16 protein-coding genes are annotated in these 11,193 nt (G+C 48.4%); all 16 read right to left on the bottom strand.

Going from position 1 to position 11,193, the window contains the following annotated elements; translation table 11 throughout:
* Positions 1–3 precede the first annotated feature (3 nt).
* On the bottom strand, positions 4–555 hold the full coding sequence (locus M2277_RS24955; protein ID WP_280755861.1) for a hypothetical protein: 552 nt from the start codon (positions 553–555) through the stop codon (positions 4–6).
* A complete protein-coding gene (locus M2277_RS24950; protein ID WP_280755860.1) occupies positions 518–751 on the bottom strand; it encodes a hypothetical protein in 234 nt (77 codons plus the stop codon). Before M2277_RS24950 ends, M2277_RS24955 begins: the two co-directional genes overlap by 38 nt.
* Positions 752–805: 54 nt before the next feature.
* Complete coding sequence (locus M2277_RS24945) at positions 806–2,035, bottom strand: phage major capsid protein (protein ID WP_280755859.1); 1,230 nt, start codon at positions 2,033–2,035, stop codon at positions 806–808.
* A 13-nt stretch (positions 2,036–2,048) separates the two neighbouring features.
* Positions 2,049–2,672: an HK97 family phage prohead protease gene (locus M2277_RS24940; RefSeq protein WP_280755858.1), complete on the bottom strand. Its 624-nt coding sequence runs from the start codon at positions 2,670–2,672 to the stop codon at positions 2,049–2,051.
* Positions 2,602–3,936 carry a phage portal protein gene (locus M2277_RS24935; RefSeq protein WP_280755857.1) on the bottom strand — a complete coding sequence of 445 codons (1,335 nt, stop codon included), beginning with the start codon at positions 3,934–3,936 and terminating at the stop codon, positions 2,602–2,604. Before M2277_RS24935 ends, M2277_RS24940 begins: the two co-directional genes overlap by 71 nt.
* A 12-nt stretch (positions 3,937–3,948) precedes the next feature.
* Positions 3,949–5,709: a terminase large subunit gene (locus M2277_RS24930; protein ID WP_280755856.1), complete on the bottom strand. Its 1,761-nt coding sequence runs from the start codon at positions 5,707–5,709 to the stop codon at positions 3,949–3,951.
* Positions 5,702–6,301, bottom strand: coding sequence for a terminase (locus M2277_RS24925; protein WP_280755855.1), 600 nt, complete (start codon positions 6,299–6,301; stop codon positions 5,702–5,704). Before M2277_RS24925 ends, M2277_RS24930 begins: the two co-directional genes overlap by 8 nt.
* Positions 6,302–6,316: 15 nt before the next feature.
* Positions 6,317–6,832 carry an HNH endonuclease gene (locus M2277_RS24920; protein ID WP_280755930.1) on the bottom strand — a complete coding sequence of 172 codons (516 nt, stop codon included), beginning with the start codon at positions 6,830–6,832 and terminating at the stop codon, positions 6,317–6,319.
* Positions 6,833–7,105: 273 nt separating this feature from the next.
* Positions 7,106–7,342 (bottom strand): hypothetical protein, encoded by a 237-nt coding sequence (locus M2277_RS24915; RefSeq protein ID WP_280755854.1) that lies wholly within the window; start codon positions 7,340–7,342, stop codon positions 7,106–7,108.
* Complete coding sequence (locus M2277_RS24910) at positions 7,342–7,653, bottom strand: hypothetical protein (RefSeq protein WP_280755853.1); 312 nt, start codon at positions 7,651–7,653, stop codon at positions 7,342–7,344. Before M2277_RS24910 ends, M2277_RS24915 begins: the two co-directional genes overlap by 1 nt.
* Positions 7,650–8,159, bottom strand: a complete 510-nt coding sequence (locus M2277_RS24905) for an HNH endonuclease (RefSeq protein ID WP_280755852.1) — start codon at positions 8,157–8,159, stop codon at positions 7,650–7,652. The genes M2277_RS24910 and M2277_RS24905 overlap by 4 nt, the downstream gene beginning before the upstream one ends.
* 1,012 nt (positions 8,160–9,171) lie before the next feature.
* A complete protein-coding gene (locus M2277_RS24900; protein WP_280755851.1) occupies positions 9,172–9,549 on the bottom strand; it encodes a hypothetical protein in 378 nt (125 codons plus the stop codon).
* A gap of 14 nt (positions 9,550–9,563) precedes the next feature.
* Positions 9,564–9,761: a hypothetical protein gene (locus tag M2277_RS24895; RefSeq protein WP_280755850.1), complete on the bottom strand. Its 198-nt coding sequence runs from the start codon at positions 9,759–9,761 to the stop codon at positions 9,564–9,566.
* Positions 9,758–10,003 (bottom strand): hypothetical protein, encoded by a 246-nt coding sequence (locus tag M2277_RS24890; RefSeq protein WP_280755849.1) that lies wholly within the window; start codon positions 10,001–10,003, stop codon positions 9,758–9,760. Before M2277_RS24890 ends, M2277_RS24895 begins: the two co-directional genes overlap by 4 nt.
* Positions 10,000–10,419 (bottom strand): hypothetical protein, encoded by a 420-nt coding sequence (locus M2277_RS24885; RefSeq protein WP_280755848.1) that lies wholly within the window; start codon positions 10,417–10,419, stop codon positions 10,000–10,002. The genes M2277_RS24890 and M2277_RS24885 overlap by 4 nt, the downstream gene beginning before the upstream one ends.
* A gap of 15 nt (positions 10,420–10,434) precedes the next feature.
* Positions 10,435–11,043, bottom strand: coding sequence for an HNH endonuclease (locus M2277_RS24880; protein ID WP_280755846.1), 609 nt, complete (start codon positions 11,041–11,043; stop codon positions 10,435–10,437).
* Positions 11,044–11,193: the final 150 nt, after the last annotated feature.

The raw sequence follows: 11,193 nt of genomic DNA, 5'->3' as shown, positions 1-11,193 counted from the left end.
ACCTCATAACTGAATCAGCGCTTTCACTACGTCCGGAAGGCCTTTACTTTCGTCATAGGTCACGGAAATATCACCGACCCGCTCCGACTTCACACCCGGGGAACGTAGAAGCATCTGAGCGAACATGATGCAGGCCAGTTGGATATTTTCCGGCAACGTGGCTTCCGGTGCGCCCGCCTCGTCGCTTGGTAGGATGTACCCGGCCAAATACTCGACATCAATCAAACGGGCGCCACAGGGCCAGCCAGAACGCCGAAACAGCATGCCGTTTTCCGACTCAATCACGAAAGAACCGGAATCCTGTTCCTCCCCCTCAACCTTGAGCATGGAAACGGAATGAACGGGAAAGTTTCGGAGCCGGAGGAATTGCGTTCCAGAGCCGTCCAGCGTTTGCCGATATGGCTTGTGTTCGTAGCTCCGATTTGTTTCCCGTTCAATAGCTGCCGACGCTGCTTTCAAGGCTGAAAGAATTTCAAGGTCCTGTGTGGTATCATCCAGAGCCACCCCAAAGAAGGGCTTAGCCTTTTTCAGACTTGCCAGCATCTTTGCCACCATCCGTATCCTTCGCCGCCTCTTTCTTGGCCTCGTCGATCTCGGCTTTGGTTGCTTCCTTCCCGATGACGTCCGCGGCTTTCAACAGCGCAGCCCTGTCTTCGTCCGCTTCATAGATAGATCCTTTGGAGATGACTTCATCCGTGTTCTTGTCTACAAAGTCGTTCGTGACGTGGTAAAACTTCGTTTTCTCTGCCATGTGTTCCACTCGCTTTCAAATAGAATTGAGCCCGGACTATGCCGGGCTTGATGATTAAGGTTGTGGTACGCCCAGCTTGACGAACGGTGATACCTCGTAACCGTTAGCAAGGGTGAATGGACCATTTACCCATGGTTTGCCGTCCACGTTCCAGAATGCTTTGATAATCGTCTTGTTCTGAGTGAACAGCGGAGCGTCGGAAGCTTGAATGAAAATGCCTGCGCCGTCCTTGATAACGTAGTAACCAAAGTCCGACAATGCGAGATCACCAGCCGTTCCGAGAATCGGCGAGCTTTCTGTGAATCGGATCGGATAGCCCAGCAAGGTACCACCCAGCGCGTTAGCAATATTCGGCTGGAAAATCAGGCTGCCGCTATCGTCCTTCATCGTCAGAAGCTGAGGAAGGATGGACTGCGAAGCCGTCCAAACAAGGTTTCCGCCAAGTTTAGCCTGCGCGAGCATGCCGACGATATCGAGATAAGTAATCACGTTTGCTGTCTTCCGGGCTACCACCTTCGCGGCCGGAGAGTTCAGAGCACCCAGCGGTTTACTCGTGCCGTTACCGTATAGGAATGCTTGATCTTCTGCGGCTGCAATTGCACCGCGAAAGAGACGTGTCACGACCTCATTCACGGCCGGGGCGTTACGCAAAAGTTTATCGGTGACTTTGATATGCGCAGCGACTTCATGCGGATTCAGTGTCAGATCACGGAATTTTGCATCCGTTTCCGGCTTCTCGTCACCTTCACCGATCCACGTTACCTCAACCCCGCCGAAGTTGTTTGATCCCGTGCCCTGATCCAAGGCTGGAAGCGTCAAGCTTGCATCCGGGGAATTGTCCGCAGCTGGAATAACTACTGCGCGTGGCCGAACAATCGCCTGTTCTGCTGAAATTTCGAAAAGCTGCTGCGAGTATTGTGGAGGCACAAAAATACCGCCTGTCACATTCGCACTGGCAGCCAATTCACGATATTCTTTCAATCGTGGGTCGTTCGGATTCGAACGATAGGTTGCGATGATTTCACCAAAATCTCGAAATTCTCCTTCGTGTTGCTCATCGTCTGCTGTACGCTTGGTGCCGCCTGCGGACATTGCTAATGCCTGCGCCCGCTCTTCCATTTTAATTTCGCTTTCAAGGTCCCGAGCCTCGCCTTCCAAAGCAGTGAATTTCGTTTCTTCTTCATCCGTGAAACTACGCTTTTCACCTTGCGCGCCTTGGATCATGGAGCGCATTTCATCTTTCTTGGCGGCAAGCTTCTTTCTCAGTTCGATCAGGTTTTTCAATTCGATCATCTCCCTAAAGGTTAAGTTTTTTCATTCGCAAATCGAGTTCAAGCATGATCATGTCAAGTTCTTCATCCGTGTAGGCCAAGAGTGATTCATCACTATGATTGCGGTTTTGGAACACTTCTTCGGCGGATCGGATACCAACAGTTGACTGCGGATAAGCCGGTGTTGTGACCGGGCTTACTTCGAACAACTCTGCTTCGGTTATGGTGCGAATCGGCATGTCGCTGTTCGTCTCGTCCCATTCCTCCACAGTGGAGCGAAAAATAAAAGACGACCCGCGCACGTCACCGCGCTCGATCGTCTCCATGTGTTTCTCCGCCCAGCTCGGCGGCGTAATCTCGTATCGAAGTCCGATGTCATCCTCAATCAGAAGCAGTGTGCTCGGTGTCCTTCCTAATACCTCTCGGGAATCGTGCTGCCACGCTGCATAGACATCAGGATTATCGGCAAGGCATTTAGAAAAGGCCCCGCGCTTGAATTTCTCTTGAAACATACCAAAAATCGGACGTGATAACTGATCCCAGCGGACAGCATATCCGATAATCTTTGTCGGCTCGCCATCAACCTTCCGCACCTCCGGCTTGCTCCCCGGTAGCACTAGCTCCCGCTGCTCCTTCTCGTTCTCCTTCATCGTTATCACCTCCCTTCAATGCTTCTTTTGGTGCAAATTTGCCCTTGTAATATTCGTCCAAGAGATCAAGCGGAACCATGTTTAAAGGTACAAAATAACGATCTCCGCCGGGGATGGGGTTCTCGTTTTCCCTCTCGCGAATGTCATTCTGTGAAAACGCTCCAAGATTAAACATTTCTTTATAGAAAGCAGCTCGCGCTGCGGAATCCCCCCGAAGATAACCTTCGATGAGAAACTCAGCATACAAACGTTTCTGCTCGGTTCCATCAAACAGCTTCCAATTGATCGTTTGTTCCCAACGGATCAACCACGGCCGAACGGAATGGACGATAAAATCCGTGCTTTGATGTTCAATGTTGGAGAAGGTGGCCCGCTCCAAATCGGCCATCATGTGCGGCGGTACCCGGAAGATGCGAGCTATTTCAAGAATCTGAAATTTCCGGGTTTCTAAAAACTGCGCATCATTTGGCGGAATGGTGTTTTTAGAGAAAGACATCCCTTCTTCTAGCAACATAAGCCGGTGCGATTTGCCTAACCCCTCATATTTTTCTTTCAGGGATTTGCTTAAGCGTTCAAAGGCTGGATCCGAAAGTGTGCCGGGATGTGTAACCACCGCGCCAACATTGGTACCATTCTCGAAAAACTCCGCGCCGAATTGTTCGGTTGCAAGAGCAAGTTCAATCGCCTGTTTCGCCCATTGAATAACCGATATTCCCTTTTTGCCGTCAAAGCCAAGCCCAGGAATATGAAACATGGCATAATCAGGGACGTTGTGCTGCTTCCCATCTGCGGTGGTTACCCTAAAGAACGGTTCGCCCGCTTCCGTCTCCATATGCTCGACGCGATGGGGTGGAATCGGCCACAATGCCACGATATCCCCGCGGTTGTCATACTCGATTTCGGCATAGCAGTTCCCCCATAAAAGAATGTGGACCATCATGGTTTCCCGGAAGGTGAAGGCCGTCATCCTCGGGTTCGGGGATCGCTGCAGCAATTCACCGATTCGATGGTTTACCCGCTCCCGTCCCCTCGGATTCAATCGCTTGTATACCGGCAGCGGCAAGGAGGCCACCGTCTCGGACAGGATTCGAACACAAGTCAAAACGGCTGTGCTCCGCATGGCCGAGCTCTCGGTAACGTATATTTTCTTTCCGAATGGGATCCCCAGCGCTTGGTACAGCCACTGTTTCGGATTGCTTAAGGTGCTTGAATCGCTCCGTTTCTCAAGGAATCGTGAAATAATGGGAATTTTCAGTGTTCTCACCCCCTTCCTGATTTAAATGGTCCGTACGCCCCTATCCTCATAGACGGAACGTTTGGTTTTGTTCGCCATACAGAGCTTGTGGGCGTCAATCACGGCGTCAATCGGGTCAATCCGCTTTGTCTTAGCGTTCGGGTCCTTGTCTATCTTGATTTCCCCAAAGCTGTTGGTGACTTTCTTGGCGTTGACCATGGACCACGTCAGTAGCTTATTGCTGCGGTCATAAATCACGTTGCCCGCTTCCACCTCAAGTTGAAAATCAACGGTGGCATCGTTCAGACTCCGGGCGCTCTGCGTGACCTCTACACAATCCACGCCGAACTCTTCCAGATCAGATAAAAAGGCATCCGCATTATGTGGGTCATAAGCGATGCCTTTTAATTTCAGGTTGTATTCTTTTATCAGGTTTTTGTAGTACTGGATGATATATTTATAGTCCGTCTTCACACCGCCCAAGGTTTCGGTTACGGTAATCAAATCATCCATAATCCACATGTCATACGGAGCATCATCCGACTGCACATGCTCGTCAACTCTGTTCAACGGCATGAAGCTATGAGAGTGGATATAATACTTCCGGTGCGGTCCATAATCATCCAATGGAAATTCCAAACAACCGGATGTCAAGTCACCACCAGACGACAGGTCAAGGCCCAAATAACACTCACGGCCGCGCATGTCTTCCAACGTAGTGTCGGATTCGCAGTTTTTCCAGTGCTCCATGTTCATGTATTGGTTATCTGCGAATTGTACCCAGATGTTCAGGCCCTTTGTCATGAAATCCCGGAGATCGGCGCCGCGCTTTTTCTTCGCTTTAATGGCATCTCCGCGCAAACTGGAAAGCGTTTCTTCGGTCCAGAGTGGATTCGCCTTCGGCCAGTTCGCTTCGTCCCAAATGTCATCGCCTTTGTCCAGTTCACAGATAAAGACGAAATGCGTTTCGTCATCATGGAGCCCGGCCAGAATCATCTTCCCATACTCGTATTCCTCGTAGCATGGCAGATTCAGGTCGAATCCGGCGGTCGTGATGATGGAGGTTAGGCACTGTTTTAATTTGCGCTGGCCCCCTGTCAGCAGCTTGTACATTTGGTTTGTCTTGTGTTTGTGATATTCATCGACAGACGCAAAATAAGGCCGGAAACCGTCTATCGTCTCGGTATCTCGACCTATCGCCTTGATTTCCCCGCGGGTAATATTGCAGAGAATCGTACTTTTATATTCTTTGGAAGTGAATAGCCCCTCTTCATACTTGCTGCCCCCGAGTTCCGGGTCGGCATTGATGAATTTAAGACATTCCTTCAAAACAATGCGCGCCTGATCTTCTTTAGTGGCTGCGCAATATACTTGCGGGTAATTATAGCCGTCAAAATTCCCGTAGAACAGGGCCGGAACCGCGTTCCCGAGCGATTTCCCGTTTTGCCGGGCAACCTGAACATATGATGTGCGGAATCTTCGGTACCCTTCCATGTTCAGCCAGCCGTTCCAGCTACCGAAAATGAAGTCCTGGAAGCCCCATAACTTGAGCGGTTCGGGTTCTTCCCCCTCCGCAAGCGTCAAGCTTTCCGCGAAATCAATGATTTCATGGGCTTTGTCCGGGTCAAAAACAAATGGAAATTCGTCCGTCCCTTGCCGTTCAAGGTCCCGAAGGTGCCTTTCGCAGGCCTGTTTCTGCGTCTCACCTGCAATAATCCGGCCAGAAACTACTTCCTTGGCATACGCTGTGACCCGGTCAAGCTCGGTTACGGTGTTGTAAGGATAGATTTGGGAGCTATACACCCCGGCCGCCCCCGAATTTACTGAACTTGCTTGCAGGCTTTTCTTTCTCCTTCGGTTTCGGTACGTTTTTGATCTTCGCTAGAGGATTCAGGAAAAGACGGTCCTGCATTTTCAGGAGCATGTCCATTTTCTTGTTGACGGCCGTCTCGATCTTCAAGATCCCTTCGATGGAGGCGAGCTGTGATAGGTACAGCTGCGCCCGCCCTTCAAATTCCTCGATACCCTCCATTTTTTCGAAATAATCGTTCAAAATGTCTTCGTTGATCGCTATATTTTCGATGCGTTGATATTGTTTTAGTAACTTTTCATATTCAGAATACGTCTTGCAATACATCGCCAGCAGCCCCACATCCGAAGACGTTAAAAGGTCCACACCTTGTTGGGAAGCTGCCTTGTATTCCTTTAAACAATCCTTCCACATCTTATAAGCGATGGTGTCACTCTTCACGTATTCCGGGGGTTTCAGCTTGTCGAGCTCCGTTTTCCCGAGCTTGATTTCACTCTCTTGCCGCTGCCGAATTTGTTCTTTTGTCAGCCGGTTCGGATTCCCCGCTGCGAGGTGCAGATCAATCGGTTTTCCGTTCCGTCCCATCGGGTTCACCTGCCTTTAAGCGATATGGTTTAAATGAGCATATTCACCAAAATAAAAAGCAGCTGCCTTGTTGTAGGCAACTGCCGCATCCTGCTCATTTTCGAAATATCCCAAGTGTTTTTTCTTACCTTTTATCTCGATTTGTGCTTTCCATTTATTAAGATTCTTGTAAAAATAGACACCTTTATATTTAGATGTCCCTGCTATTCTTTTGGTCCTGTTCCTAATATTCTTACTATGAGAGCACAAGCGAAGGTTCTCTTTACGATTATCTAAACAATCATGATTGATATGATCAACAACCAACTGATTATCTGGACCAAGGATCAACCTGTGAATCCTAATCGTTGTCTCCTTGCCGTTTCTTACGATCCTAGTTTGAATATATCTATTCCCTTTTACCTCGCTAACACACCATGTGTGTTGAGAAATCAAACTAAAATCGTCGACGTCGAACAAAAACTCGACGCCTTTTTTTGTAACGCCGACCATGTAACCATCACGTTCAAAGAATCGATTTTTACTTCTCATCAAGGCCTCAACCTCTCAAAAATATATAAAACGAGTTTTTACGCGAAATAAGGGGGACGCGGTCAACTAGCAAAAGGACCGCAGAGATTCGACCCCCCTCCCCCTTGTGCACCCTTGGACGTGTGTTCGGGAGGGTCGAGGCATGGACGCCTCTGTGCCCCCTTTAAATTCGTCTCAGAAGGTGCAACAAATAGACCTCTACACACATTGCTTTGGTGTACAAATCATTTAGCAAATGCTCCCCTATTATTTTGAGCTCACGCACAATGTTATTTACTTCCCACTCTGTTCCCATCCGTCCCTATCTCCGATCACCAACGCATCTCTAAGGACACTACTAAGGCTACCTTTAAACATATTGTCTGCAAGATCGACGGGCATGCCAGCATCAACCGCATCTTGTAAGGCACCGCCCATCTTCTGTATCAAGACTTCATACCATCCTGCAAACTGGACATTGAACTTTAACTCTACGTCAGCCAGCCCTTTATGCTCCCGCTCCTGTTGCATCAGTAATCACTCTCCTTTGTACTATCCCATTGCCGGTGCCGCGTCGATATGATTTTCTCCGATGCACGGCAGCGCTCTATTTCAGTGTTCTTCATCGCACAGATACGTTCCCACTTCTTAAGCTCTGCAACTGTCTTGTCTTCAAGAGAAACACCGCGCAGCCTATCCCATGCGTTAAGACGGACGTATATGCGGTCATTGCTGTTTACTTTAGTCCCAGGGATATAGATGCCGATAACAGATGTTCTGGGACTTGTTACTTGTACTCCCGTTATCGACCACTTGAATATGTCAATTTGTTTAACCGTCATTGCCGCAATCCTCCTTGATCAATATTGTTCCAACGCTTGTAATTCCGAACTCTATAGGCTTGAGTTGCGCTAACGCCGTATCGACGGCCGAGCTCCTTATAACTGACTCCTTCTGCTCCGTCTTCTCGTATGGCCCTTACAATGTCCGGCGGTGTAATATGTCCGCCTATCCCGCTTCCATTTGCTCTCGTACCGTGGTGAACAGCATCCATATAGTTATCGAATGCCGTTCCCCATTCTAGGTTCTCGGGAGCGTTATCTAATTGATTGCCGTTGAGGTGCCTAACAACACCATTATCATATGGAGAACTGCCTTTATACGCAGATATGACAAGACGATGGACCAGAGTTTTCCTCTTGATTCCATCGTCTGCTGTAACGGTAACGGTTAAGTATCCATCTTGATTCACATAACCTTTTAATGTTCTCGGCTCTTTTCGTCTAAATGAAATTATTTCGCCTCGGTCATTTGCAAAGTAACCTTTATGTCCTGGTATGGGTTTCATCTAAGCCTCTCCTTTTGGAAGGGTTGTTGAATCCTCCATCTTCTCTCGCCGTCTTTTGGCTATGGTGACTATGGCAGCGTGCCCGCCAATTGCTTTTATCCCAGAACAAATTCTTATCGCCGCGATGTGGTATTTCATGATCAACATCAGTAGCGGGTGTCAGTTTGCCCAAAGCGTAACAGTCGATACAAAGCACATTCTCACGCAAGAACTTCTTTCGCTCTCGCCGCCAATGATGATCATATCCCCGCTCCGCTGATGTGCCCCGCTTCCGGTCATAGGATTGCTTTGGATGGTCTTCACAGTAACCGGTTGTGGTTAGCTTCTTACAACCTGTGTGACGGCAGAATTTCTTAAGAGCCACTTGTTACACTTCCCTTATAATCCAACGATCGAATAAATGCGGATGCTTCTCTTTGGATGGATATAGTCGGAATGAATCTTCTTCATCTTTTTCCGTTTCTATATTCTTTGTGATTTTATCGATGGTGTACATCTTCCCTAACCGATCTAGCGCGTCCATTGCACTATGTAACTCTTCACGAGTAAATACCATTTCTGAATACCCCACCTTGTACGTCACCCTTTCAGGAGAAATAATAAAACCTTGTTATCCGGCCCTCGGCTTACGCCTGGGATTATTCAGTCGCATTGATGCCCTTCGGCCAAAAAGAAAAGAGCCGCCATTATAGCGACTCATTCTTTGAAAGTTTATTCGATTCTAAAGGCCTTTGCAGGATTCGAACCTACCAATGCCATGAAGGCCATATTAAAAGCCCGTATTTATATCGCGCCCGGGCGGAGTGCGTTTGGAGTGATCTTACCTCCTTCCCCGCATCCATACCGCCGCGATAAACGCTCCAGATTGCCGCAAGGCTCCCTTTTCAGCACAGTCGAGTCCTGCGACGATAAGGGGTAGCAGGGACACCCGAGCGTTTAGCTCTATGTCCCTACTTTAATATGTTACCGATTTACAAAGGCGACGCTGTACAGACGTAAAACAGACACGATTTCAATCTATATCATGAGTCAGTTTCAATGTTCCGGCGATGGCCTTTACACCATCCCGAACTTTTCGGTCTAACGAACGATCAGTGAACCGACTCCATTTTGATACTGCCGCCCACCGTTCGTGACTTTCAATAAATCGGTAGTGCATGATCTCTCTAATCTCGTCATCGAGTATGCATTGAATGGCTGTTTCTAATGCCTCTGTCTTGCGCCTGTATTTAGCCAATACCTTCTGCTCGATGTCGTTTAAAGCGGGCTTCTGATTCAGTACAGCGATTGTACGGCGCATCTCGGGATATTTCTTGAGCTGCTGCCGAACATATTTGATTTCATCCGCCGTAGCTCTCGGGAATAGTTCCATTTGCTCCACCGTCCCCATAGGGTCACCCCTTTTTAAATGTACTCAAATAGATCCGCCTGCCCTTCCTTCTCAACCTCCGCTGCGTCACAGATTAAACCTTGTTCTACCCATTCAGACGGCGCTTCATGTTTGTAATCCGGCCAAATCGGATCGCCTGCCCTTGAGTATTTAGGATTCTTCTCTTGTGCTTTATCAGTCCAGACCCAATAGGATTGAGCTTTTACTTTCACGCCGTTCGACCTCCAAACACTGCCTTCACCAGCCATTTGAATTGCTTGCGCTTTATCCTCCGGTTTTTTGTCAGCAGGTATATCCTCGCCCTTGATTTCAATGTCTCGTATTCTAAGCAGTAATGAACGAAATCCATAATGATTTTTTTTATGAAGGCTTTAATACGGTTTATCAGCTCATACACGACCTTTTTGATTCTTTGCCAGAACGCCATGATTTCTGCTTTTGTTTCGTCGGTCATTGCTCCCTCTCCTTCGGATAAAGGACATCCAATATATTTCGCGCAATGACGAAAATCTCATTATTACTCCACATTGCCTGCTCCTTTATATCCTCTAACCTTTCTTTTAGCTTCTGCTCACGCTCTTTCACTTCTACCAGTTCCCGGGCCTGATTGTGAAAACGCTGCTTGTCTGCATAATAGTCACAGTTGATACGGGCTATTTCTTCTTTGGCTGCAGCGGCTTGAAGTTGCCAATATCGATATGCTGAACCCGGTTGAACCAATACCAACGAATCGATGTCATTCTGCCATCCGCTAACCCCGACAAGCTGATAACGGTTATGAACGTCCTGAATGCTTGATATTTCATGTATAGATCCGTCTCGCAATATTACCGAGTCGCCTTTTTTTATTTTCTGCTTGTCTTTACTCATTCCCAATCACTCCCCCTAATCCTCGAAATAGTATCCGTGATTTGGGTAATAACCGGCTGCCTGTTGCACACCGTTTACCACATCCGCAATCAAATCCGCCAGAACGTTCATTTGTTTGTCTGGAAGGGATTCAATAAGTCGCTTCTCCTTCGCTCTAAGCTTCCTACCTGCAGCGGATGATAATAATGTCATTACCGGCTCTAAACGTGCATCTTTCAGGCGCTGGGCTTCGGCCGCTTGAAATTCGGCGTTCTCTCTCCGTCGATACTCTTCCCAATCTTGATCGTCATACCAGAAATAAGGGCCGTATCGTTCGGTATAGACGTTGATCCATTGTTGTAACTCATCCTCGTTCGCATGAAAGCGTTGATTACAGATGCCATTCACTCGCATGCCGTTCGTTTTGACACCGCGGCCGTCCCGCGTACGGGGCATGACATGGTGCGTTTCCGTATCCGGTCGGCCGCAGCCGCACTGGCAAAGCCCACCCGCTTCCTCGATCAATTCCTTAACAACACTTGCCGGGAACACTGCCCGATCCGCACGGGATGGACGCCCTTTGTGATGCGATAGAATGTTTTGCCGCCAAGGGGCTATATCTTTCTTCTTTTTCGCAAATGCCATTGTGACTCACACTCCATGTTCTTGATGGGTTGAGACATTCTGATTCGCTGCTCTCACTTCATCGAAAATGGATTGGAGGTCCGAGCGGACCCGCGGTGTGTACCTCCGGCCCGCCTGTGTCTTTATGATCCCTTGGATCGTACGACGCCC

Source organism: Paenibacillus sp. LBL, assembly GCF_029893715.1.
Lineage (GTDB): Bacteria > Bacillota > Bacilli > Paenibacillales > Paenibacillaceae > Paenibacillus_AQ > Paenibacillus_AQ glucanolyticus.
The sequence above is the reverse complement of the archived record's forward strand: the minus strand, read 5'-3'. Positions and strand labels throughout refer to the sequence as shown.